Annotated in this window: 19 protein-coding genes and 1 pseudogene; 16 read left to right on the top strand and 4 right to left on the bottom strand. The window is 65.3% G+C overall.

The genetic code is table 11. The features are described 5' to 3' along the window. Positions 1–13 precede the first annotated feature (13 nt). The 4 genes from tssA to tssJ all read left to right on the top strand — a co-directional run bounded on the left by tssA (position 14) and on the right by tssJ (position 5,244). Positions 14–1,594 (top strand): type VI secretion system protein TssA, encoded by a 1,581-nt coding sequence (tssA, locus tag ACWTPI_RS32190; RefSeq protein ID WP_454733802.1) that lies wholly within the window; start codon positions 14–16, stop codon positions 1,592–1,594. A 23-nt stretch (positions 1,595–1,617) separates the two neighbouring features. Next, the gene (gene tssF, locus ACWTPI_RS32185) at positions 1,618–3,441 is read left to right on the top strand and encodes a type VI secretion system baseplate subunit TssF (protein ID WP_454733801.1); all 1,824 of its coding nucleotides are present in this window, start codon (positions 1,618–1,620) and stop codon (positions 3,439–3,441) included. A gap of 74 nt (positions 3,442–3,515) precedes the next feature. Beyond that, positions 3,516–4,502 (top strand): type VI secretion system baseplate subunit TssG, encoded by a 987-nt coding sequence (gene tssG / locus ACWTPI_RS32180; protein ID WP_454734053.1) that lies wholly within the window; start codon positions 3,516–3,518, stop codon positions 4,500–4,502. A gap of 76 nt (positions 4,503–4,578) precedes the next feature. Continuing rightward, on the top strand, positions 4,579–5,244 hold the full coding sequence (gene tssJ, locus ACWTPI_RS32175) for a type VI secretion system lipoprotein TssJ (RefSeq protein ID WP_454733800.1): 666 nt from the start codon (positions 4,579–4,581) through the stop codon (positions 5,242–5,244). A 104-nt stretch (positions 5,245–5,348) separates the two neighbouring features. On the opposite strand, the gene ACWTPI_RS32170 is transcribed toward tssJ, so the two are convergent. From ACWTPI_RS32170 to flgA, 3 genes are all read right to left on the bottom strand, one after another. Continuing rightward, positions 5,349–5,810 carry a flagella synthesis protein FlgN gene (locus ACWTPI_RS32170; protein WP_020203994.1) on the bottom strand — a complete coding sequence of 154 codons (462 nt, stop codon included), beginning with the start codon at positions 5,808–5,810 and terminating at the stop codon, positions 5,349–5,351. Between the two features lie 50 nt (positions 5,811–5,860). Continuing rightward, positions 5,861–6,166, bottom strand: coding sequence for a flagellar biosynthesis anti-sigma factor FlgM (gene flgM, locus ACWTPI_RS32165; RefSeq protein WP_454733799.1), 306 nt, complete (start codon positions 6,164–6,166; stop codon positions 5,861–5,863). A 192-nt stretch (positions 6,167–6,358) separates the two neighbouring features. After that, a complete protein-coding gene (gene flgA / locus ACWTPI_RS32160) occupies positions 6,359–7,111 on the bottom strand; it encodes a flagellar basal body P-ring formation chaperone FlgA (RefSeq protein ID WP_082079556.1) in 753 nt (250 codons plus the stop codon). A gap of 220 nt (positions 7,112–7,331) precedes the next feature. On the opposite strand from flgA, the gene flgB reads away from it, so the two are divergent. From flgB to flgL, 11 genes are all read left to right on the top strand, one after another. Continuing rightward, entirely contained in the window at positions 7,332–7,739 is a 408-nt protein-coding gene (gene flgB, locus ACWTPI_RS32155; protein WP_020203990.1) for a flagellar basal body rod protein FlgB, read from the top strand. A gap of 7 nt (positions 7,740–7,746) precedes the next feature. Continuing rightward, a complete protein-coding gene (gene flgC / locus ACWTPI_RS32150; RefSeq protein ID WP_029043818.1) occupies positions 7,747–8,154 on the top strand; it encodes a flagellar basal body rod protein FlgC in 408 nt (135 codons plus the stop codon). Positions 8,155–8,176: 22 nt separating this feature from the next. Next, the gene (flgD, locus tag ACWTPI_RS32145) at positions 8,177–8,836 is read left to right on the top strand and encodes a flagellar hook assembly protein FlgD (RefSeq protein WP_020203988.1); all 660 of its coding nucleotides are present in this window, start codon (positions 8,177–8,179) and stop codon (positions 8,834–8,836) included. Between the two features lie 44 nt (positions 8,837–8,880). Next, positions 8,881–10,146, top strand: a complete 1,266-nt coding sequence (gene flgE / locus ACWTPI_RS32140) for a flagellar hook protein FlgE (protein ID WP_020203987.1) — start codon at positions 8,881–8,883, stop codon at positions 10,144–10,146. Positions 10,147–10,198: 52 nt separating this feature from the next. Then, a complete protein-coding gene (gene flgF, locus ACWTPI_RS32135; protein ID WP_020203986.1) occupies positions 10,199–10,942 on the top strand; it encodes a flagellar basal-body rod protein FlgF in 744 nt (247 codons plus the stop codon). Positions 10,943–10,994: 52 nt separating this feature from the next. Further along, positions 10,995–11,780, top strand: a complete 786-nt coding sequence (gene flgG / locus ACWTPI_RS32130) for a flagellar basal-body rod protein FlgG (RefSeq protein ID WP_020203985.1) — start codon at positions 10,995–10,997, stop codon at positions 11,778–11,780. Continuing rightward, entirely contained in the window at positions 11,777–12,460 is a 684-nt protein-coding gene (gene flgH / locus ACWTPI_RS32125) for a flagellar basal body L-ring protein FlgH (protein ID WP_020203984.1), read from the top strand. The genes flgG and flgH overlap by 4 nt, the downstream gene beginning before the upstream one ends. Continuing rightward, a complete protein-coding gene (locus ACWTPI_RS32120; protein ID WP_059412309.1) occupies positions 12,460–13,608 on the top strand; it encodes a flagellar basal body P-ring protein FlgI in 1,149 nt (382 codons plus the stop codon). The genes flgH and ACWTPI_RS32120 overlap by 1 nt, the downstream gene beginning before the upstream one ends. Before the next feature lies 1 nt (position 13,609). Next, positions 13,610–14,662 carry a flagellar assembly peptidoglycan hydrolase FlgJ gene (gene flgJ, locus ACWTPI_RS32115; RefSeq protein WP_454733798.1) on the top strand — a complete coding sequence of 351 codons (1,053 nt, stop codon included), beginning with the start codon at positions 13,610–13,612 and terminating at the stop codon, positions 14,660–14,662. 191 nt (positions 14,663–14,853) lie between these two features. Next, positions 14,854–16,773 (top strand): flagellar hook-associated protein FlgK, encoded by a 1,920-nt coding sequence (flgK, locus tag ACWTPI_RS32110; protein WP_454733797.1) that lies wholly within the window; start codon positions 14,854–14,856, stop codon positions 16,771–16,773. Positions 16,774–16,837: 64 nt separating this feature from the next. Then, a complete protein-coding gene (gene flgL / locus ACWTPI_RS32105; protein WP_020203980.1) occupies positions 16,838–18,067 on the top strand; it encodes a flagellar hook-associated protein FlgL in 1,230 nt (409 codons plus the stop codon). A gap of 157 nt (positions 18,068–18,224) precedes the next feature. On the opposite strand, the pseudogene ACWTPI_RS32100 reads toward flgL, so the two are convergent. Further along, positions 18,225–19,398 (bottom strand): annotated as a pseudogene (locus tag ACWTPI_RS32100) (IS3 family transposase). Positions 19,399–19,789: 391 nt separating this feature from the next. Here ACWTPI_RS32100 and ACWTPI_RS32095 point away from each other — a divergent pair. Then, positions 19,790–22,951 (top strand): NACHT domain-containing protein, encoded by a 3,162-nt coding sequence (locus tag ACWTPI_RS32095; RefSeq protein WP_454733796.1) that lies wholly within the window; start codon positions 19,790–19,792, stop codon positions 22,949–22,951. The last annotated feature ends 466 nt before the right edge of the window (positions 22,952–23,417 follow it).

Here is a 23,417-nt window from a genome sequence, read left to right as displayed (position 1 = left end):
TGAGAAGGAAATCATGTTCAGCAACCTCCTCAACGCACTGTTTGGCGCCCGCGCGCCCGCCGCGCTTGCCCGCTCGGCCCAGGCCCGCTGGGAGCCGTGGCTGCAACCAATTCGCCCCGATGCCCCGGTTGGCGACGATCCCGGCTACGACGACGGCTTCCTCGCTATCAAGGAGGAAGTCGCCAAGTTGTCCGATATCGACGACGCGCTGATCATGGAATCCGCAGGCGAATTGCTCAAGCATGTCGCCAAGGATGTGCGCCTGGCGGCATACTATGCTTACGGATGTATGCGGCGCGAAGGTGCGGAAGGGGTAGCCTGTGGCTTCGAACTGCTGTCGGCGCTGATCGACCGTTTTGGCGCCCAGATGCTGCCCACCCGCGCCGAGAGCCGCAAGGCCGCGCTCGAATGGCTGGCTGGCGCCACGTTTACCGACCGCCTCGACCGGGTGCAGGGCTTGACCGGCGCGCCCCTGGAGCGGACGCTCTCCGCGCTGGCCCTGATCCTGGAGCGCACCGCGCAGTGGCCGGAGTCGGCGCGCCCGGCGCTCGACGGGCTATTCCGCCGCTTCGAAGAGCGCGTCGAGTCTCCACTGGCCGCCGAGAGTACCGGCATCGGTGAGCTATCAAGACCATCCCCCACCTCGTCGACCTTCCCGCCTGCCGCCGGCGAGGTGGCCTCCACGCGCGACCTGCTCGACCGGACGCGCCAGATGGCGCTCTTCCTGCGCGAGCAGCCCCAGGGCTATCTCGCGGCGTATCGCCTGATGCGCTGCGTGCGCTGGGATACGCTGACCGACGTGCCGCCGCATGAGGCGAGCGGCAAGACCCGCCTGTTGGCGCCGCGCGCCGAACTGCGGGCCCAGCTCAGGCGCCTGCTGCTGCAAAAGCAGTGGCCGGAACTGCTCGACCGCGTCGAACAGGCTTTCGCCGAAGGGGCGAACCACTTCTGGCTGGACTTGCAGTACTACGCCTTCACCGCCCAGGACCAGGCGGGCGGCGAGTATGCCCGCGTGCGCGACCTGCTGGCGACCGATTGCGCGCTGATGCTCGAGCGCCTGCCCGGCCTCGATCGGCTGGCCTTTACGGATGGCACGCCGTTCGCGGACGACGCCACGCTGGAGTGGATCGCGCGCCATGCCACCGTGCGCGATGTGGAGCGCGGCGAAGCGGTGGCACCGGTATCGGTCGCATCCGCCAGCACCGACTGGGCGGAGACGGAAGCCCAGGCGGCCGACCTCGCCGCCCAGCAGAGCCTCGATGCCGCCTTCGCCTGGCTGCAGGGCCTGCCAGTGCCCGATGGCGAACGGGATCGCTTCGTCCGGCAACTGGTCATGGCGCGCGTGGCCGAACGGGCTGGCCGGCCGGACACAGCCTTGCACCTGCTGTCCGCTCTCGATCTGGCTGCCCAGCGCTTCCAACTGTCCGCCTGGGAGCCGTCGCTCGCATTCGAAGCCAAGCAGCAACTGCTGCGGCTGCTCAAAGCCCGCCTGACCCGCAAGGACGCGGACAAGTCCACGCTGACGCAGCGCATCGACGCACTGGTGGGCGACCTGACCGCCATCGACCCGGCCCGCGCGGTGGCCCTCGCCTAGCTGCAGAACCAATTACCTATTTCATGAACCATCCCACCCAAGACAACGAGATCCTGCGCTACTACGAGGCGGAGATGCGCTACCTGCGCGAGGCCGGGAAGGAGTTCGCCCAGGCATTTCCGGACCGCGCGCGGATGCTCAACATCGACCGCATCGGCGAGCGCGATCCCCACGTTGAACGGCTGTTCGAGGGCTTCGCCTTCCTGATGGGGCGGCTGCGCCATAAGCTCGACGACGAATTGCCGGAACTGACCGAGGGACTGGTCAGCATGCTATGGCCGCATTACCTGCGCATGATTCCCTCGCTGTCGATCCTCGAACTGACCCCGACCGCCGGCGCGTTGCAACGCCACGAGACGTTGCCGGCCGGGCTGGAAGTCACGTCCGACCCGATTGCGCTGAGTACCCAGGCCGCCAACGGCGGCGACAGCGTCGAGTGCATCTATCGGACCACGCAACCGGTCGATTTGTACCCACTGCGGCTCACTGAAGCCAGTGCTCACGCGCGCGAGGATGGCCGCTCGGTGATCCGGCTGCGGCTCGCACTCCAGATGCAGGGGCGCCGCGAGCAACTGGCGGTGCCGCGCCTGCGGCTCTACCTCCATGCCGACCGGCCATTGGCGCTGGCGCTCTATGCCGCGCTCACCGCCGAGCCGCTGGCCGTGCAGGTACGGGTCCCGGGCTACCCGGCCGACCGGCCCGGTGCACCCCAGCCGATGGCGGGCTTGCGCCTGGAACCGGCGGGATTTGCGGCCGAGGAGCGCCTCTGGCCCAAGCCTGACAACGCCTTTGGCGGCTACCAGTTGCTGCTGGAATACTTCACTTTCCCCGAGAAATTCATGTTCGTGGACCTGGTGGGGCTGGACATGGACGCCATCCCGCAAGATGCGGAGCATTTTGACGTGGAGGTGGTACTCCACAAGCCGTTTCCGGACGACATGCGCTTCTCGGCCGAGAACGTGCGGCTCTTCTGCACGCCCATCATCAATCTGTTCGAGCTCGAAGCTAACCCGATCTCCGTCACTCACTTCGAGACCGAGTACCGGGTGCGGGCGATGGAGCAGCATGGGCAGCACGTCGAGGCATATTCCGTCGATACCGTACGCGGATTCGAAGCCGGCAGCGGCCAGCGCTTCGAGTACGCGCCGTTTGCGGCGTTCCGTCACCGGGGCGGCATGCTGCGCCACGAGATGCCGGAGCGCTACTTTCACACCCGCGTGCGTCGCGGTCCCTCGGGCAGGTTCGACACCTGGGTCGTCCTTGGTGGCCATGCTTGGGAACAGCAGCAAACCTTGCCGCAGGAAACCCTGTCGCTATCGGTGACCGGCACCAATGGCATGCTGCCGCGCAAGGGCTTGCGCGAGGCCGGCATCACCCGCATGCGTGGCGGCTTCACCAATATCGGCACGGTGCGCAACCTGACCGCGCCGACCCTGCCGGTATATCCCCCCACCGGCGACCGCTTTCACTGGCGGGTGCTGTCGCACCTCGCGCCGAACTACCTGTCGCTGCTCGATGCCGAAGTCTTGCGCGGCAGCCTGGCGCTGTACGACTGGACGGACGGGGAACTGAACCGCCGGCGCATCGATGCCATTTCCGACGTGCGGCACCGTCCGCTCCAGAAGCTCGTCAAGGGAGGCCTGCTGCGTGGCGTGGAGATCGTGGTGACACTGGACAGCCCCCGTTTTGCCGGCGAGGGAGACGTGGAACTGTTCGGTGAAATGCTCAACCGGTTCCTGTCGCTGTACGCGACCGTGAACTTGTATACCCGGCTGGTGATCGTGTCCCAGCCCACCGGCAAGCGTCTGGCGTGGCCAGACAGCAAAGGGGAGGGGGCTCCGTTTTGAGCATGACAGACCAGGTTGCGACGTCCTCCCCGGCCGGCGCCTTGCTGCCGGCGCTGCTCGCCAATGCGCCACGGATGAATGTCTTCCGGCTCTGCGAACTGATCGAGCTGTCCGCGCCGCGGCACCCGCCGCTGGGTACGACCGATTCCCCGGCCAACGAGCCTGTGCGTTTCCGCTCGCATGGGCGGCTGGGTTTCCCGGGGCGGGAGATCCAGGCAATCGAGCACGACAGCGACCACCCCGATCGGCCGCCCGTGGTCCGCACGACCTTCCTTGGCCTCTATGGCGTCGATGCGCGCATGCCGTCCTACTTCGTGGATGAAATTGCGCAGCGTCGCGACGGGGCCGAGCCGCTCGCAGCCTTTCTCGATCTGTTCCACCACCGGATTGTCACGCAGTTCTACCGCGTCGCACGCAAGTATCGCTATCCGGTGGGTTTCCGTCCGGGCGGGCAGGACGACGTGTCGCGCTATCTGTTGAGCCTGCTCGGGCTGGGTTTCGGCGAGATGGAAGCCGGCCAGGTCCGGATCGAGGACACCGTTGGCACGCAGAAACTGCTGTCGATGCTGGGGCTGGCCAGCCAGCGCACGCGCACGGCCGAAGGCCTGGCCGGCGTATTGCAACACGCCGTGCCGGACGCCCGGATTGCGGTCGAGGAGTTCTACCCCGTGTGGGTGCGCCTCGACGCCGACGAACGGATGCCGCTCGGAGAGAACTGCGTGCTGGGACGCGGCTTCTACGATCGCGCGAACACCGTGCGCGTGGCGATCACGCCGCAGACACGGGAATCGGTGCTGGAGCTGATGCCGGGCAGGCGCATGCATGGGGAGGTGATGGCGCTGCTGCGCTTTTATCTCGGCTACGCAGCGCATGCCCATCTGGAGATGCGGGTAAGACCCGCGCTGATGCCGGCACCAGCCCTGAATTCGGACCAGGCGAGCCTGGGTTACACCACGCAACTGCGATGTCCGGCGGTGGCGGAAGCCAACGACGTCGACGGCGCCATGCCGGGCATGACGCGCGTGCAACTTGGGACATGGAACGGAGCTGGCGCAGCGTAGCAGGCAGCAAAGCTGTGCCGGCCGCGCGCAAGACGAATGCAACACGAAAACCTGATACGCCAAGAGGATCAATACGATGGGGCGACAGCTTCAAAATAGAGCCGGACTGCTGGTTGCCACCCTTGTTGTGGCTGGCTGCGGCGTTGGGCAAGGGATCAAGGACAGCACGGTGGAGGCGGCGAAGTGGGTCTTCACGACGCAGGTCAAGACCATGAACCTCGACCTCACCAGCCGGTTGTCGTTAAATGCTGATGGCGCCGGACAATCGTTGTCGACGGTGGTGCGGGTTTACCAACTGAAGACGCCGCAGGCCTTCGAGCAACTGAGCTACGCGCAACTGCAGGCCAACGATCTCGAGTCGCTCAAGCCCGATCTGCTGGCAACCAGGGACGTCATCCTGCGCCCGGATGCGAGTGTGAGCCTGAGTGAGCCGATGCACGCCGATGCCGGGTATGTCGGCGTGGTGGCGTTCTTCCGCAGAGCGGACAAAGAAGCGGTCTGGAAGGTGGTCGTGCCGAAAAAGCAGTGGAAGAAGACCGACCCGGTGAAGATCGAGCTGCGGGGCAGCACGCTGCAGTTGGCGGGTGTTTCCGCCCATGGCCGCGGCATTGGGAATGGCGGTATCACCCCGCGTTTGACGATGGCGCAGTCGGCTGCCAGTTCGCAAATTCCTCCGCCATGTGCGGAGGAATCTCTCAAAAGTGGCATTCTAGACGCATTGACCGGTTCGCCGGAGACCTGAAATCCGGTGGGGCCACCGTCGGCGTACCGCATGTTCGCGCTTTGCCAAGGGTGTTGCGGTAACTGAGTTGCGGGTTTTCTTATCGTTTCCCCGCGCCACCAGCCTCAGCCGGCCGCCAGGCTCACGCCCTGCGGGCCTTGCTGGGTGCGCCCGTCCTTGCCATACAGCGTGCCGCCGGTGTCGCCGCGCTGGCGCAGCGTCTGGATGGCTTCCTGGGTGAACTCCAGGTGCGCGTCCACCACGGCCGCGTTGAGCGTGTTGGCGTCGCGCGCCATGCGGGCGGCGAACAGCAGGTTGCGCCAGGCCGTCTCGATGGCGGGGGAGAGGTCGCGCCCGGTGATCTGGCCGCCGGCGCCGAGCCGGATTCCCATCGCGCCCATCTGCGCCTCGCGCGTGCGCGTCTGCGTCTGCAGCAGGCCGGCCAGTTCGACCTTGCGCTCCAGCAGGCCGACCAGCGCCTGGTAGTCGCCCGCCTTGATCATGGCGCGCTCTTCGCCCAGCACGGCGGCGAATTCCTTGGACAGCTCGGTTTCCCGGGCGAGGTTCTGGATCAGGGACTGGCTCATGGCTTGCCTATGTTACGTGGGTTGGCTTGGCCGCCGCGGTGTGTGGTGCGTCAGGCGCCGCCGTTGAGTTCGCGCAGCGACGCCAGCAGACCGTCGGCGATCTTGCTGGGGTCGATCTTGATGCGTCCTTCGGCGATCGCCTGGCGGATTTCGTCCACCTTGGCGGTATCGATATCGTCGTCGTGGTCTTCCACCAGGCGCGCGCCGATCTCGCGCACCTGCGCGGCCAGCGGGCTGACGCGCACGCCGGCGGTTTCCGGGGCGGCGGCGGGGCCTGCGGCGGCGCCCGCCACGCTGCGCGGCGTGCCGTCGCTGGCGTCGGCCGGCCTCGAGGAGGTGGTCTGATTGATCTTCACGGTGGTTCCTTGCTGGGTTCCTCTGGCTTATCGGACGGCGGCGGCAGAACTTTAGGGCCGCCCGGGGCGGATCGCGGCCGTCCGGGCACGGGCTTGGGATGCCGGCTGCACTTCGTGCGCAGCGCGGCGCGCCATTGTCTCATGCACGGCGGCGGCGCCGGGCCGGCGCGCGGGCCTATTGTCTTATTGTCGCTATTGTTGCAACACCACCGTATCGCCGTTGCGCACCAGCGCGTTGACCACCTGGCCGTTCTTGAGCCGGACCTGCACGTTGTTGCCGGCGGCGGCGTCGGCCATCACCTTGCCTTCGCTGCTGAGCTGGAACGACTCGCCTTCCACCACCACCGTCACGTTCTGGCCCTGCCGCACGGCGATGGCCTTCTTCAGCAGGTCCATGCGCATCGGCGAGCCCGCCGCGACGCGGTTGGCGACCACCGCGCCCGCCACCTGGGCGAGGTCGGTGACCACCGCGCGCGGCAGGCCGGACAGGTCGCCCTGGCGCAGCTCCAGGTCGGACGGGTCCAGCGGCTCGCCGGGCGTGAGGTTGCGGGCCGCCACGTAATAGTCGGCCACCACCGAGACGCGCGCCTGCACGTAGCGGGTCCAGGGCCGCTCGCCGCCGCAGCGCACGCCGACCGAGATGCGGCCCCAGGGCGACGCGCCCGGCGGCAGGAAGGGCTCGGGCAGCGGGCAGTCCGGCGCGCGGCCGCCCGACGGCGGCACCACCTGGATGCTGGCCTTGCCGGGCAGGCCGGCGGTCTGGCGCTCGAGGAACTGTTCCACGGCGGCGCGCACCGGATCCTCGGTGAAAGGCGAGGGCGGCGCTGCCAGCGCGCCGCCGCACAGCGCGCCGGCGGCGGCCAGCGCGCAGGGCAGCGCGCGCGTGGCGGTGCGCAGGGCGGCGCGGAAAGTGGCGCACAAAGTGACGCAGAAGCGAGGATTCATGTGTACATCCGGCAAGGCTGCGGGCCGGCGGCGCGCGGCGGGCGCGCGGGCCGGGCCGCGGAACAGGACCCATTGTAGGCAGCCGCGCCTTCGGGCTCGTGGCGAAATACGCGGGTTTTTTTGCCCTATTCGCGCGATTGGGATGACAGGGCCGAACCTAAGATGGCACACCTGAAGAAGGTCGACCTTCGTCGCTCTCTCCCTCCAGCGAGACACAGACATGATTGACAGACTCGATGCGGCGCTGCGCTTCCAGCAGGAAGCGCTGAGCTTGCGGACCCAGCGGCAATCGGTGATTGCCTCCAATATCGCGCATGCCGACACGCCCGGCTACAAGGCGCGCGACTTCGACTTTTCCAGCACGCTGGCGCAGACCGTCGAGCGCGGCAAGCGCGCCGAGGGCGTGTCGCTGTCCACCACCTCGGCGCGGCACCTGCCCGGCCAGGCGCCGGTGGCCGACGACATGGACCTCCAGTACCGCATTCCGCTGCAGTCGAGCATCGACGGCAATACCGTCGAAATGGACACCGAGCGCGTGGCCTTCGCCGACAACGCCGTGCACTTCGAGTCGGGCCTTACCGTGATGAGCGCCAAGATCAAGACCATGCTGTCGGCCATCCAGCAGTGAGCACGCCATGCCAGCAATGAATATCTTCGACGTCGCCGGCTCGGCGATGGCCGCGCAGTCGCAGCGCATGAACGTGACCGCCTCCAACCTGGCCAACGCGGACAGCGCGGTCAGCCCCAACGGCCAGCCCTACCGCGCCAAGCAGGTCATCTTCGGCCTGGCGCCGACCCCGGGCCAGAGCGACGTGGGCGGCGTGCAGGTCGAGGGCGTGATGGAGGACCCGTCGCCGCCGCGCATGGTTCACAACCCGACGCACCCGCTGGCCAATGCCGACGGCTACGTCACGATGCCCAACGTCAACCCGGTGGAGGAGATGGTCAACATGATCTCGGCCTCGCGTTCCTACCAGGCCAACGTCGAAGTGCTGAACACCGCCAAGACCATGATGCTCAAGACGCTGACCCTCGGTCAGTGACGCCCAGAAACCAGGACCCGCAATGACTACCACCGTCGACACCAGCACCCAGGGCATCAACAACGCCCTGCAAGGCAGCAGCGCCAGCGCCGCCGACCTGCAGAACAACTTCCTGACCATGCTGGTCACGCAGATGAACAATCAGGACCCGCTCAACCCGATGGACAACTCGCAGCTCACCTCGCAGCTCGCGCAGATCAGCCAGGTGAGCGGCATGCAGACCATGAACAATACGCTGCAGGCGCTGCTGTCGCAGGTCGCGGCCAGCCGCGCGATGGATTCGGCGTCGCTGATCGGCCACACGGTGATGGTGCCGGGCAACACCGCCACGGTGGCGGGCGGCGTGCCGACGCAGATCGGCGTGGACCTGCCGGCCACGGCCGACGCGGTCACGGTCAACGTGCTCGACAAGGACGGCAACATCGTGCGCACCATCGACATGAAGGGCCAGGTCGCGGGCGTGCACGACATCACCTGGGACGGCAAGAACGATGCCGGCGTGGCGGTGCCGGACGGCGACTACACCTTCAAGGTCGCGGCCACCGCCGATGGCAAGGACGTCTCGCCGGTCGCGCTGGTCTACGGCAAGGTGGGCAGCATCAGCGGTGACTCCACCGGCGTGCTGGTGGACATCGGCAATGGCCGCACGGCGTCGGTCGACGACGTGCGCCGCATTCTTTGATTTATCTGCGATTCGTCAGCTAACCAGTTCATTAGGGGAACATCATGGGTTTCGGTCAAGGGGTAAGCGGCATCAACGCCGCCGCATCCAACCTGGACGTCATCGGCAACAACATCGCCAACGCCAACACGGTCGGCTACAAGCAGTCGACCGCGCAGTTCGCCGACGTGTACGCCGGCACCAAGATCGGCCTGGGCGTGACGGTGAATTCGGTGGTGCAGTCGTTCAACCAGGGCAATATCGAATCTAGCGGCAGCGCGCTCGACGTGGCCATCACCAACGGCAACGGCTTCTTCCGCATGACCGACTCCACGGGGTCGGTGTTCTACTCGCGCAACGGCCAGTTCCAGCGCCAGCCGGACGGCAGCATCACCAACGCGCAAGGCCTGGCGCTGACCGGCTACCCGGCCGGCACGACCGGCGGCGGCGCGGTGCAGCCGCAGCCGCTGGTGATCCCGAACACCACGATGGCCGCGCGCGCGACCACGTCGCTGGCCATGTCGTTCAACCTCGACTCCGGCAGCAAGGTTCCCGTCACGCCGTTCGCCAGCACCGGCCCGCTGCCGGGACCGCCCCCGGTGCCGGCGGCGCTGCCGACCAGCGACATGTTCAACTACAGCACCGGCGTGACGGTCTATGACTCGCTGGGCAACGCCCGCCAGCTGACCGCCTACTTCTCGACCGGCACGCCGGGCGCCGGCGCGCTGCCCGCGCCGAATGCCGGCGGCACCGACTGGACCATGAACCTGACCGACGCGGCGGGCAACATCGTCAGCACGAGCACGCTGCAGTTCGGCCCGAACGGCAACCTGGTGGTGCCGGCGGCCGGCGCCACCACCAACATCGCGCTGCCCGCCTCCAACGGCGCCGCCGCGATGACGGTGGCGATGAACCTGACCGGCACCACGCAGTTCGCCGGCGACAACGACACCAAGCCGCCGGTGCAGGACGGCTACGCCGCGGGCAGCCTGCTGGGCTTCGCCGTGCAGCCGGACGGCACCATCCTCGGCAGCTACTCGAACCAGAAGACCCAGGCCCTGGGCCAGGTCGTGCTGGCCAACTTCGCCAACACGCAGGGCCTCAAGCCGGAAGGCAACAACGTGTGGTCGGAAACCGGCTCGTCGGGCCCGGCCGTGGTCGCCGCCGCCGGCGGCGCCTCGGGCACGCTCAAGTCCAACGCGGTGGAAGACTCCAACGTGGACCTGTCGGGCCAGCTCGTGAACCTGATCGTGGCGCAGCGCAACTACCAGGCCAACGCGCAGACCATCAAGGCGCAGGACACGGTCATGCAGACCCTGGTGAACCTGTAACCGAGCAGCAGAGCATGTCGCCGGCCGCGCAGGCCGGCGCTGAGGAAACGCCATGGACCGCATGATCTACACCGCCCTGTCGGGGGCCAAGCAGACGCTCGACCAGCAGGCCGCGGTGTCCAACAACCTGGCCAACGCCTCGACGCCGGGCTTCCGCGCGCAGGTCAACATGTTCCGCGCGGTGCCGGTGGTGAGCAACGCCTCGCCGACCCGCGCGTTCACGCTGGCCTCGACGCCGGGCGCCGACATGAAGGCCGGCCCGCTGACCTACACCGAGCGTCCGCTGGACGTGGCGCTGCAGGGCAACGGCTGGCTGACCGTGCAGGCGCCGGACGGCAGCGAGGCCTACACCCGCGCGGGCTCGCTGCAGGTGTCGCCCGACGGCCAGCTGCAGACCAGCACCGGCCTGCCGGTGATGGGCGACGGCGGCCCGATCGCGGTGCCGCCCTCGGCCGAGGTCACGATCGGCAGCGACGGCACCATCACCGTGCGCGGCCCCGGCGACACCGCCCAGGGCCTGGCGCAGATCGGCCGGCTGCGGCTGGTCAACCCGCCGCCGGACTCGATCGCGCGTGGCGACGACGGCCTGTTCCGCCTGCGCCCCGGCGCGCAGCCGCTGCAGCAGGACGGCAACGTGCGCGTGCTGACCGGCGCGCTGGAAGGCAGCAACGTCAACCCGGTGGAAGCGATGGTCGACATGATCGCCAACGCGCGCCGCTTCGAGATGCAGATGAAGATGATCCAGGGCGCGGACACCAACGACCAGCGCGCCAACCAGCTGCTCTCGACCAACTGATTTCACGATCTGACGCGCCGCCGCGCCCAGCGGCGGCCATGCAAGGACAAACATGATCCGCTCACTCTGGATTGCCAAGACCGGCCTCGATGCGCAGCAGACGCAGATGGACGTGATCTCGAACAACCTGGCCAACGTGTCGACCAACGGCTTCAAGCGCAGCCGCGCGGTGTTCGAGGAACTGATGTACCAGACCGTGCGCCAGCCGGGCGCGCTGTCGTCGGACCAGACCAACCTGCCCTCGGGCCTGCAGCTGGGCACCGGCGTGCGCCCCGTGGCCACCGAGCGCATCCACACCCAGGGCAATCCGCAGCAGACCGGCAACAGCAAGGACGTGGCCATCATCGGCCAGGGCTTCTTCCAGGTCACGATGCCCGACGGCACCACCGCCTACACGCGCGACGGCTCGTTCCAGACCGACCAGAACGGCCAGCTCGTGACCTCCAGCGGCTTCGTCATCCAGCCCGCCATCACGCTGCCGCCCAACTACACCTCGCTGACCGTGGGGCGTGACGGCACCGTCTCGGTCACGCAGCCGGGCTCGAGCGCCAACGTGCAGGTCGGCCAGATCCAGCTCGCGACCTTCCCCAACCCGGCCGGCCTCGAAAGCCTGGGCGAGAACCTGTACGTGCAGACCGACGCCTCGGGCGCGCCCAACGCCACCGTGCCCGGCCTGAACGGCGCCGGCACGCTGCAGCAGAACTACGTGGAAGCGTCCAACGTGAACGTGGTCGAGGAACTGGTCAGCATGATCCAGACCCAGCGCGCCTACGAGATCAACAGCAAGGCGGTGCAGACCTCCGACCAGATGCTGCAGCGCCTTACCCAGCTCGGATGAACATGATGGCCTCGCTGATCCGCCTGGGCGCGCTCGCCCTGTGCTGCCTCGCGACCGGCTGCGCGATGATGCCGCGCGAGCCGCTGGTCCAGCTTCCCACCACCGCGCGCGCCGAACCGCGCTCGGTGGGGCCGTCGAGCGGATCGATCTTCCAGGGCTCGTATGCGGGCAATCCGTTGTTCGAGGATCGCCGGCCGCGCAACGTGGGCGACATCCTCACCATCGTGATCAGCGAGAACGTCAACGCCAGCAAGAACTCGGGCACCAACGCCACGCGCACCTCCAACAGCGCGCTGACGTTCGACGCCGTGCCCAAGGCGCTCGGCGGCCTGTTCAGCAGCAGCCAGAACGCCAGCATGAGCGGCGCCAACGGGCTGAAGGCCAGCGGCGGCGCCACCGCCGCCAACACCTTCAACGGCACCATCACCGTGACCGTGCTGGAAGTGCTGCCCAACGGCAACCTGGTGGTGTCCGGCGAGAAGCAGATGGCCATCAACCAGGGCGCGGAGTTCATCCGCTTCTCCGGCGTGGTCAATCCGCGCACGATCACCGGCGACAACGCGGTGCCGTCCACCCAGGTGGCGGACGCGCGCATCGAGTACACCGCCAAGGGCTACATCGACGAAACGCAGAACATGGGCTGGCTGCAGCGTTTCTTCCTCAACGTCTCACCGTACTGATGGCTGACCGCATCATGTTCCCGTCTTCGTTCCCCGTCTTGCGCCGCCGCTTCGTCCGCGCTCTTTTCCTCGCGCTGACGCTGGGCCTGCTGGCAGGCGCGGCGCAGGCGGAGCGGCTCAAGAACCTCGCCACCTTCCAGGGCGTGCGGGACAACCCGCTGGTGGGCTACGGCCTGGTGGTCGGCCTGGACAACACCGGCGACCAGACCACGCAGACGCCGTTCACCACGCAGAGCCTGACCAACATGCTCTCGCAGCTCGGCATCACGCTGCCGGCCGGCAAGAACATGCAGCTCAAGAACGTGGCCGCGGTGATGGTGACCGCCACGCTGCCGCCGTTCGCGCAGCCCGGCACCCAGCTCGACGTGGTGGTGTCGTCGATGGGCAACGCCAAGAGCCTGCGCGGCGGCACGCTGCTGATGACGCCCCTCAAGGGCGCCGACGGCCAGGTCTACGCCATCGCCCAGGGCAACATGCTGGTGGGCGGCGCGGGCGCGTCGGCCAACGGCAGCCGGGTGCAGGTCAACCAGCTCGCGGTGGGCCGTATCGCCAACGGCGGCATCGTCGAGCGCGCCGTGCCGGCCTTCCAGCCCGAAGGCGGCCTGCTCAACCTGGAGCTGCGCGAGACCGACTACGGCACCGCCGAGCGCGTGGTCGACGCCATCAACCGCAACATGGGCGGCGGCGTGGCCAGCGCGCTGGACGGGCGCGTGGTGCAGGTGCGCACGCCGCAGGCGCCGTCGGCGCGGGTGGGCTTCATGGCCCGCATCGAGAACATCGAGGTCACGCGCGCCAAGGCCGCGGCCAAGGTCATCCTCAACGCCCGCACCGGCTCGATCGTGATGAACCAGGCCGTCACCGTGGACGACTGCGCCGTCGCGCACGGCAATCTCTCGGTGGTGATCAACACCCAGCCGGTGATCAGCCAGCCGGCGCCGTTCAGCGGCGGCCAGACCGTGGTCGCGCCGGTCTCGCAGATCGACATGAAGCAGCAGGGCGGCTCGCTGCAGATGGTGCGGGCCGGCGCCTCGCTGTCCGCGGTGGTCAAGGGCCTCAACGCGCTGGGCGCCACGCCGGCCGACCTGCAGACCATCCTGGAAGCCATGCGCGCCGCCGGCGCGCTGCGCGCCGACCTCGAGATCATCTGACATGTCCGCCAGCCGCATGGCCGCGCAGGCCGAACTCTCGCAGCGCTTCGCCCTGGACACCCAGGGCTTCGAAGGCCTCAAGCAAAGCGCCCGCACCGGCGCCACCCCAGAGACGCTGCGCACCGCGGCGCGCCAGTTCGAGGCGGTGTTTACGCAGATGGTGCTCAAGAGCATGCGCGACGCCACGCCGCAGGACGGCCTGTTCGACAACGAGCAGACCAAGCTCTACATGTCGATGATGGACCAGCAGCTCTCGCAGCAGATGTCCACGCGCGGCATCGGCCTGGCCGACGTCATGGTGCGCCAGCTCGCGCGCGCCAGCGGCGCCGCGGTGCCGCCCGAGCTGGCCGGCACCGCCGGCGCCTCGGCCGCGAAGCAGACCCTGATGCAGTCCGGCATGGACGACGCCGCGCCCGGCCTGGCCGGCGCGCTCGACATGCGCAACGGCGACGGCGGCGGCGACGGAAATACGCCGCGCCTGGGCAGCGTGGTGCCCGGCGCGAACTGGAACCCCACCGCCGGCCTGCGCCAGTACCAGGGCCAGGCCCAGGACGCCGGCGCCTGGCAGGGCAACGGCGCGGCGCTGCCGGAAGACACGCCGGCCCACATCAGCGCCTTCGTCTCGCGCATGGCGGGGCCGGCGATGTCGGCCGCGCGCGCCACCGGCGTGCCCGCCAAGCTGATCCTCGGCCAGGCCGCGCTCGAATCCGGCTGGGGCCGGCGCGAGATCGCCCACCCGGACGGCAGCACCACCTTCAACGTGTTCGGCGTCAAGGCCGGCGCCAGCTGGAAGGGGCCGGTCGCGGAGATCACCACCACCGAATACGTCGACGGCCAGCCGCAGAAGGTGCGCGCGCGCTTCCGCGCCTACGGCTCCTACGACGAAGCGTTCGCCGACTACGGCCGCCTGCTGAGCAACAACCCGCGCTATGCCGAGGTGCTGGCCGCGGGCAGCGCCGACGAGGCCGCGCGCGGCCTGCAGCGGGCCGGCTACGCCACCGATCCCGCCTACGGGGAGAAACTCGTGCGGATCATGCGCAAGGTGCCGGTCTGAGGCGGCCTGCCGGTCCGCCGGCAGGAAAATCCGCCGCCGCCCCTAAAGTCTTTTCGTACTTCTGCCGTTACCTACACCATTCACCGCCGTGGATCCAGGCAGCGGCGAACCGGCACCGAAGCGCCCTGGCGGCCACGGTGCGCGGATCGTCCCGTCAGGCGCGCGGCAGCCACCAGACGCGGAGCTAGAGCATGTCTCTCTTCAACATCGGACTTTCGGGCCTGAACACGGCGCAGAACGCGCTGACCACGGTTGGCCACAACCTCAGCAACGCCGCCACGCCCGGCTACACGCGCCAGAACACCATCATCGCCTCGGCCGGCGGCCAGTACACCAGCGCCGGCTTCTTCGGCCAGGGCTCCAACACCACCTCGGTGGTGCGCGTCTATGACGAGTTCCTGACCAACCAGCTGCGCGGCGCCCTGAGCTCGAGCGCCCAGCTCTCGACCTACTCCGACCAGATCAGCCAGATCGACAACCTGCTGGCCGACCAGAAGGGCGGCCTGGCGCCGCTGATGCAGAACTTCTTCGCCGCCGTGCAGGGCGTGTCCGACACGCCGGCCGACCCCGCCGCGCGCCAGAACATGCTCAACGCCGGGCAGTCGCTGGTGGGCCAGATGCGCGCCTCCAACGCCTACTTCCAGCAGCTGCGCGACGGCGTCAACACCCAGATCCAGAGCCAGGTGACGCAGGTCAACGCCTACTCGCAGCAGATCGCCAAGCTCAACACCCAGATCACGCAGGCCACCGCCGCCGGCGCCGGCCAGCCGCCCAACGACCTGCTCGACCAGCGCGACCAGCTGGTCCAGCAACTGACCCAGATCGTCGGCGTCAAGGTGGTGCCGCAGGACGGCGTGTTCAACGTCTACGTCGGCAACGGCCAGCCGCTGGTGATGGGCTCCACCTCGTACGACCTCAAGGCCGTGCAGTCGTCGGACGACCCCTCGCGCACCACCGTCGCGTTCACCCAGTCCAACGGCAACGTGTACCAGATGGACGAAAGCGCGCTCAAGGGCGGCTCGCTCGGCGGCCTGCTGCAATTCCGCAGCGAGACCCTGGACCCGGCGCAGAACGCCATCGGCCGCCTGTCGGTCACGCTGGCGCAGACCTTCAACGACCAGCACAAGCTGGGCGTGGACCTGACCGGCCAGATCGGCGGCGACCTGTTCAAGCTGGGCACGCCCGGGGTCATCGCCAAGAGCACCAACACCGGCATCTCGGGCATCACGGCGGCGATCAGCGACACGTCCCAGCTCACCACCAGCGACTACACGCTGCGCTTCGACGGCACCAACTACAACCTGGTGCGCGCCTCCGACAGCAAGGTCGTGGCCACCCAGGCCGGCGCTACCGCCACCTATCCGCTGACGCTGTCGGCCGACGGCGTGGACGTGACCATCCCGGCCGCCACCTCGATGGGCACCAACGACTCGTTCCAGATCCAGCCGACCCGCAACGCCGCCGCGGCCATGGACATGGCCATCACCGACCCGGCCAAGATCGCCGCCGGGGGCCCGCTGCGCACCAGCAACGGCACCACCAACACCGGCACCGGCACCGTCAAGGTCGGCAGCGTCGCCCAGGGCTTCGCCCTGCCGGCCAGCACCATCACGGCCACCTACAACGGCACCGGCTACGTCTTCACCGACGCCGCCGGCAACCCGGTCACGCCGACCACCGGCCCGACGACCAACGGCACCGCCACCGAGTTCTCGTTCAACGGCATCACGGTCAGCTTCGACGGCGCGCCCAAGGCCGGCGACACCTTCACGCTGGCGCCCAACCTCAGCGGCGTGTCCGACAACGGCAACGCGCTGGCGCTGGCCAAGCTGCAGAGCACCAAGACCATCGGCGGCGTGTCCAGCTACAACGACGCCTTCGCCCAGCTCGTCAACGACGTCGGCAGCCGCGCCAAGTCGGTGCAGATCGCCTCGACCTCGCAGGACAGCGTGACCACCCAGGTCAACAACGCGCAGCAGAGCGTGTCCGGCGTGAACATGGATGAGGAAACGGTCTCGATGCTGCGCTTCCAGCAGCTCTACCAGGCCAACGCCAAGGTCATCCAGACCGCCACCAACCTGTTCGATACCATCATCGGTATCGGCCGCTGATCGCCCGCCCGATCGAGATCGCCCGCCAATCGCACCGACGACCCGGACACAGAAAGGAACAGACATGCGCATCGCAAGCTCCACGCTCTATCAGCTCGGCCTGGCCTCGATGAACAGCCAGCAGAGCGCCCTGATGCATGTGCAGCAGCAGCTCGGCACCGGCAGCCGCATCCTCACGCCGTCGGACGATCCGGTCGGCGCCACGCGCGCGCTGATCGTCTCGCAGTCCAGCGCCATCAACAACCAGTACGCCACCTCGCGCAAGCAGGCCAACACCAACCTGTCGATGGAGCTGAACTCCCTCAACAGCGTGACCACGGTCATCCAGAACATCCAGACCCTGGTGGTGCAGGCCGGCAACGGCACCATGAGCGACGCCGACCGCGCCTCGATGGCATCGTCGCTGCAGGATGCGTACAACCAGCTGGTGGGCCTGGCCAACGCCGACGACGGCAACGGCCAGTTCCTGTTCGCCGGCTACCAGTCCGCCACGCCGCCGTTCTCCAAGAACGCCAGCGGCGCCGTGCAGTACGGCGGCGACACCGGCCAGCAACTGCTGCAGGTCGACGTGGCGCGCCAGATGCCGACCAACGACAACGGCTACTCCATCTTCATGAGCGTGCAGAACACCGCGACCTACGTGGCCTCCGCACCCGCCGGCAACACCGGCACGGCCACGTTCAGCGCGGTCTCCGTCACCGACCCGACCAACGCCGACTATGGCAAGAAGCTGTCGATCAACTTCGCCACCGACCCCGTCAGCGGCAAGATGCAGTACCAGTTGATGGACAACAGCGGCGCGGCGCCCGTGGCCATCGGCACCCCGGTCGACTACACCGACGGCGCCGGCATCCAGGTCGGCGGCCTGTCCCTGTCGGTCACGGGCGCGCCCAAGGACGGCGACGTGGTCAACCTGCAGCCCGCGCAGCAGGCCGGCACCGACATCTTCGCCAACCTGCAGGACGTCATTACCGCGCTCAACAAGCCGATCGTCACCGACGCCGACCGCGCCGCGCTGAGCAACGTGCTGGCCACCACCAACCGCAAGATGGCCAACTCGCTCGACAACGTCAGCACGGTGCAGTCCTCGGTGGGCTCGCGCATGCAGGAACTCGACTCGCTCGACACCATCGGCTCCAACCGCTCGCTGAACTACAAGCAGACGCTGTCTGGCCTGCAGGACCTGGATTACTACTCGGCGATCACCGAGTATTACCAGCGCCAGACGGCGCTGCAGGCGGCGCAGCAGTCGTTCATGCAGATTCAGGGGATGAATCTGTTCAAGTATATGTAAGGGGTGGGTGCGTGCTGCGCGAGTGAATTATGTGGTCGGATAAAAAATTCTAGAATATCTGTCAAAAAAATCGTAGAAACTTTCCCTTTCGAGCACGTACCACATTACTCGGGGCGGGTCCTATGCTTTTTTGGGGCACATCAGAATATGGTGCAAGTTAGGCGGATCCCGTGATTACGTAACTAATCGAGCTAGGTGCCAGTAGTAACATAGGTGGACAGGCTAGAGTTTCATATCTGCAGGTGACAGGTTGCACAGCGAAACTGTGCCGGTGAATGGGGTTGCAAAACATTTCAATGTAATCGACACATCTGTGCGTTGCCATTGCTCGGGTCAGGTAGTTCCACCGTTTGATTCGTTTCTTTTCAGTACACTGAAGAAGCTTGTCGCCATGGTGTTGTCGTGGCAGTTGCCGCGATGACTCATACCTGGTCCCATGTGGTGGGACTTCAAAAATGGTTGCCAGTCATCGCTGGTGAACTGACTGTCTTGATCCGAATGAATCATGACGCCCGGTTCTGGCTTGCGTTTCCATACCGCTGCCAACAGCAGCCTGCAACAATAGGCCACTGATCATAGCGGAGCAGGTGGCTCAGAAGACGATTTGCCACGAGTACAGTCCATGACTACCGCCAGATACAGCCAGCCCTCATAGGTCCGATTGTAGGTGATGTCAGTTGCCCAGGCCTTGTTTGGCGCGTCAGGCGCGAAGTCACGGTTCAATACGTATGGCAACCATACTGACCGGACCGTCTTGCTACCGTAGCCAATCTCGGCACGCGAACCTTCGCTCTGCATCAATCGGATCACGCGGTGACGGTTGCACGTCTCGCCCGATTCACGCAATCCACCGTGACTTTGCGGTAACCGTAGACACTGCTGCTGGCCAGTCTGTGATGCTTAATCAGACACAGTAGTCGATCATTCTCGCGCTTGCGCGCACTGCCAGACTGATACTGCCAGACGTAATAGCCATTGCGATGAGGGCCGAGCACTCGGCAATCGTGCGCAGACAATGTTCGTTGATATGGGCCCACATGAACGCGACCTTGCTGTTATTCCTTTGCAAAGCACGCGGTGGCTTTCCTTAGAATGTCGTGCTCCTCGGTCGCCGGCTTGAGTTCGGCCTTCAGTCGCTGCACCTCGGTGCTCTGGTTCAGTTCTGCCTGCCGCCGCACGATATCCGGCTTATCGAACTTCGTCCGTCAGGCATACAGGCTGTGCATCGTAATGCCCAAACGCTGGGCCACATTCGCCACCGAATGGCCACGCTCGGTTACTTGTTTAACTGCTTCGATCTTGAACTCATCCGTATATCGCTTGCGACTCATATTGACTCCCTCGCTTGCCATAAATTATGACTCGAAGATGTCTACGAAAGGCTGGCCGGTCCAGTTCGGCAACTCCTCCCGTGCCGTTTGACGCCCATTTTTCGCGCCTCTTGGACTCCAGTGGTACCCTCGACGGAGGGGTACAAAATGCGAGCTCCGCATCGTAGACGACGATATGGTCATATCAAGCTTGAATGGGACTCGTGTGCATGTACCGAACCGACTGTGTCAAGGGCGAAAGGTCTGCCGTCCGATTGCTTAATCCAGCGATTGCACTCGCACACCGGTTTTCTGACGCTTGCCGCCGGTTGACATACGGGGCTTGTTAGGGCCGCGTTTGGCTGGCGCAGCGAAAACTACGCTCTGGGATACATGATGGCGGGCCTTGCCGATGAGCAGGGTCGCCGAACAAGAATCGACAACGGAAGAGAGTGAACCGGGTATGGCAGAAAAAGCGGACGGCGCATCATTGGCTGATGCTGGGCTCAAAGTCTTCGATGCGTTATGGGCGTGGACTGGTACGAGCGAGACATGGCGCATAGTGGTGGTGATTGCCGTCATTGTGGTCGTGGGGCTAGCGATGTTGACGGCTTTCTGCGGCGCTCTCGGTAAGCTCTTTGAAGGTGCATCCAAGCTCATCGAAACGTACAAAGCGAGCGGTCTGCCCCGCTTTATGGGACGAGAGCAGCGATTGAAGATTCGTCGCCGCTCCCAGTTTTGTGCTGTGCTGGAGGCAGACCTCACCAATCTCACAAAGGCCGAAAGTTGGAACGACCAATACTTTACGGACCTTGAGGCGGAGGTAGAGACAGAGGGCGGATATTACATTTCGCCGCTGCATCGGTTTCTGGGGAAAGTGTCGACGGGGCTGCGTAAGGAGAGATCGCTCATTAAGGCGATTTCATCGAGCAGCGAGCGAGCGATTCAACTGACGGGGGAACCAGGATCTGGTAAAAGTGTGGCGCTTCGGCACCTCGCAGGCCAATTAGCGGTCCGAGCAAAAGCGAGCAAGGCGAAAGTCACTCTTGTGCCGCTCTACATTAATCTGCGAGAGATCACCGTTCCTACAGGCGCTCCCATTACCGCAGACACAATCCGCGACTTTATCCTCGATAACATCCGGCGCGGAGACAGCGACACAACGGCCTATGTGCGGGAAAACTGGGCCGACTACCGTGAGCGCGGTATCTGGTTCTTTCTATTCGATTCCTTTGATGAGATTCCTGCAGTCCTTCACGCGGAGAAGGGAAGCCCAGTCACCAAGGATTATGCGGAAGCGATCCGAATGTTTCTGGAGGGAATGGGCGGATGCCGCGGAATCCTAGCCTCGCGCGAGTTTAAGGGGCCGGAATCGTTACCGTGGAAGAAGTTCCGAATCCTTCGTCTGACGTCACGCAAGCAGCAGGAACTCGTGGCCAATGCCTTTCTGTCGCCGGATCATGAACGTCAGGTATTGCATCACTTGGCGACCAACGGCAGTACGCTTGCGAACACCCCGCTGTTCTTAACGCTGTTGTGCCAATATGTCAAAGAGGCAAAGAAAGCGCCAAAAAACGATTACGAACTGCTCTCGCTGCAAATTGATCGGCTTGCTGGACGGGATCCCCTCTACCTCAGACGCGTCTATGGTCTGACTGCGGTAGAGTTACTGAGCGGTGCTCAGCGGATTGCCCGCTTGTTTGCGGAAGAATCGTCGCTCGGCTTGGCACCCACCATCGACCAGGTCGAAGCAGTTTTGGACAAGCGCGATATTCCTGGGGGTGACATTCAGCGGTTTGTTGCTGCTATGGTGGACTGCAAAATCGCGAGAGCTGATGTCGCAAATGCAGCGCCCGGAGATCGACGGTTTGCCTTCGCACATCGCCGCTATCAGGAGGCATTATTTGTCCGGCATCTCGTCGCGCATCCGGGATATCTTTCCGATTACGACCTGCTCACCGATCCACGATGGCGGGAATACTCGGTGACACTATTGGAGACGCAACCCGACGAAGCCCTTCACGAGATGTTCGCCGCCGCCGCTCAGATCCTGACCAACGCGGCAGCCTCTCAACGTCGTCGCCACGCTCTTGATCCACTTGGCCAGACCTTTGGCTACTTTGAGTGGATGAATGATGCGGCGCAGATGCTGAGCCTGCTGCAGGAGGGCTTGGCGCGTCGCGTCGCGACAATTCCAATGTTTCTCTCCGAAGCGGTCCGCGCGTTCCTTGAGGTGCGGTGGGAGAGCGGCGACGCCTTCGACCGAATTGGAGTCATGCGCGTTGCGGCCCTGCTGCCGCAAACAACATTGAGCAGATACCTCGAAGAGACGTTCTCGACTGGTAGTGACAAGGCGCAAAGTGAAGGCTTTAGGCAAACGGCATCCCTCATCGGAACGGTTCCGATAGCTGTTCGACGAGCCGTGCTCAAGCGTCTAGCCGACGAGATTCTTGGCGCGAAGGATAGCTCCGCACTGTTGAGGATGGAAGCGCTAGTCGCTCGACTTCCACGCGATCTCGGCGCCGAATACGTTCAGCGGCGTTGTCGTCTCTTGTGGCGGATGACGCAGTTGGTAAGTTCAACAGAATTGCTCACCTTATCTGTCGCAGTCCTTGGCTTGCTGATGGCGAGGATCCCGCGGCAGCAACGAGTGAAAAATCAGGCGACGTTGCGCACTCGGGCCGCACTGGTATTTGGTGGCATTGGTATCACTTATATCCCGCTTCTGCTCCTCATGGGTTTCGGAACAGCGAAGGCTTCGCTAGGTTTGCCGCTGATTCATGTTGAACTACCTTCGACACCAAGTCGAGCAGCCTTGGGCCTAGCGATTGCAGGATGCTACGTCCTCGCCATCTCAATCTATCTGTTTTTTCCGCTGCTCTTTAGCTTTCGAGCCATTGGGGAACCGTTGACCTTCGGGTTTTTTATTCGCCGATATGGTCGCCAAAGTCGGATCATCGGGGCACTTAAAACCATTGCCTTCACCGTGCTTATGATCGCAGGCGTGGGTGTGATCTGCTATGGTATCGGTGCTGTGCTTTCTTTTTCTGCGAGGAAGTTAGTTGGCTATACACCGACTGCACCTGACATCGTTCTCGGCTTGGGGGTTGCCGCGGTGCTGATGATCAGTTCAACGGTATACATGGGATTGTCCTCCATCCGACGTAGACGCATTTCCTCGGAGGCATTTAATACTCAAGTGAAAAGTATGCCCGCGGACCTCGTTCGCGTAATGCTAGTCGCTCGGGATTGGAAGCAGCTCGGGACGTGGATATTGCTTTGGGATTCGCATGTCCGCGCGGGCATGGCCACCAGTCACCATGATGAGCAAGTACGCTCTCTATCAGCCGCCCTACAGCATGTTCAGCGTGGCGGCACAATAGCGTTGACGGTGGCGAGATTTGCGGCTGACGATCCCGACAAGCGAGATGTGGCTGACTGCCTGAGTAGCCTGGAGTCTTTGTGTGACCCTTTTGCGACGACGCGTTCCGTGGTTCTCGCTACCGAGGCCTATGGGAACAGCAACTCGCCGATTTTGCTGGAGACGTCACTTGGATCTGCACCGCAGGCATGAGGGTGCCAGTGACTTATGTGGTGGGACCACGCCGACGGCGTGACTCGCGGTATAGCTCACTGGTGCAGGCGTGTACGCGCGCCAGAAATCTACGTTTCTGTGTAGCAAAATAACTTGGCTTATTATGCATTCCAAGAGTACCGACGCGTGGGAGCCCACGCGCCACGTTTCGCGGCCGCGATGATGCGGCCGTGGCCGGGAGGCGTCGTCGCATGCACCGACGGAGCAGCGGAGCGAGGCGGCAACTTCGGACGCACCCACCTGCTGCGCTTGGACTTGGCACCGCGCACGCCGCAGGCGCTCCTGACACTAGTGTCGCCGCGGTTGGGCTTGACGGTTTCAGCGAGGGGGAGCAGCAGGCTGCCTACGCGAAGCATTACGACGTGGCACTCACGCAGGACAAGCGACGTGTCGCAGGCCTTGCCCTGGAAGTACAGGCGACGCCCCCGGTGATCTTTTACGATGG

It is taken from the genome of Cupriavidus ulmosensis, assembly GCF_977008105.1.
The sequence above is the reverse complement of the archived record's forward strand: the minus strand, read 5'-3'. Positions and strand labels throughout refer to the sequence as shown.

What these genes read in the sequence shown, in the direction of transcription:
- tssA (WP_454733802.1), top strand. Translation starts at nt 14, where the DNA reads ATGTTCAGCAACCTCCTCAACGCACTGTTTGGCGCCCGCGCGCCCGCC.
- tssF (WP_454733801.1), top strand. Translation starts at nt 1,618, where the DNA reads ATGAACCATCCCACCCAAGACAACGAGATCCTGCGCTACTACGAGGCG.
- tssG (WP_454734053.1), top strand. Translation starts at nt 3,516, where the DNA reads ATGAATGTCTTCCGGCTCTGCGAACTGATCGAGCTGTCCGCGCCGCGG.
- tssJ (WP_454733800.1), top strand. Translation starts at nt 4,579, where the DNA reads ATGGGGCGACAGCTTCAAAATAGAGCCGGACTGCTGGTTGCCACCCTT.
- ACWTPI_RS32170 (WP_020203994.1), bottom strand. Translation starts at nt 5,810, where the DNA reads ATGAGCCAGTCCCTGATCCAGAACCTCGCCCGGGAAACCGAGCTGTCC.
- flgA (WP_082079556.1), bottom strand. Translation starts at nt 7,111, where the DNA reads ATGAATCCTCGCTTCTGCGTCACTTTGTGCGCCACTTTCCGCGCCGCC.
- flgB (WP_020203990.1), top strand. Translation starts at nt 7,332, where the DNA reads ATGATTGACAGACTCGATGCGGCGCTGCGCTTCCAGCAGGAAGCGCTG.
- flgC (WP_029043818.1), top strand. Translation starts at nt 7,747, where the DNA reads ATGCCAGCAATGAATATCTTCGACGTCGCCGGCTCGGCGATGGCCGCG.
- flgD (WP_020203988.1), top strand. Translation starts at nt 8,177, where the DNA reads ATGACTACCACCGTCGACACCAGCACCCAGGGCATCAACAACGCCCTG.
- flgE (WP_020203987.1), top strand. Translation starts at nt 8,881, where the DNA reads ATGGGTTTCGGTCAAGGGGTAAGCGGCATCAACGCCGCCGCATCCAAC.
- flgF (WP_020203986.1), top strand. Translation starts at nt 10,199, where the DNA reads ATGGACCGCATGATCTACACCGCCCTGTCGGGGGCCAAGCAGACGCTC.
- flgG (WP_020203985.1), top strand. Translation starts at nt 10,995, where the DNA reads ATGATCCGCTCACTCTGGATTGCCAAGACCGGCCTCGATGCGCAGCAG.
- flgH (WP_020203984.1), top strand. Translation starts at nt 11,777, where the DNA reads ATGAACATGATGGCCTCGCTGATCCGCCTGGGCGCGCTCGCCCTGTGC.
- ACWTPI_RS32120 (WP_059412309.1), top strand. Translation starts at nt 12,460, where the DNA reads ATGGCTGACCGCATCATGTTCCCGTCTTCGTTCCCCGTCTTGCGCCGC.
- flgJ (WP_454733798.1), top strand. Translation starts at nt 13,610, where the DNA reads ATGTCCGCCAGCCGCATGGCCGCGCAGGCCGAACTCTCGCAGCGCTTC.
- flgK (WP_454733797.1), top strand. Translation starts at nt 14,854, where the DNA reads ATGTCTCTCTTCAACATCGGACTTTCGGGCCTGAACACGGCGCAGAAC.
- flgL (WP_020203980.1), top strand. Translation starts at nt 16,838, where the DNA reads ATGCGCATCGCAAGCTCCACGCTCTATCAGCTCGGCCTGGCCTCGATG.
- ACWTPI_RS32095 (WP_454733796.1), top strand. Translation starts at nt 19,790, where the DNA reads ATGAGCAGGGTCGCCGAACAAGAATCGACAACGGAAGAGAGTGAACCG.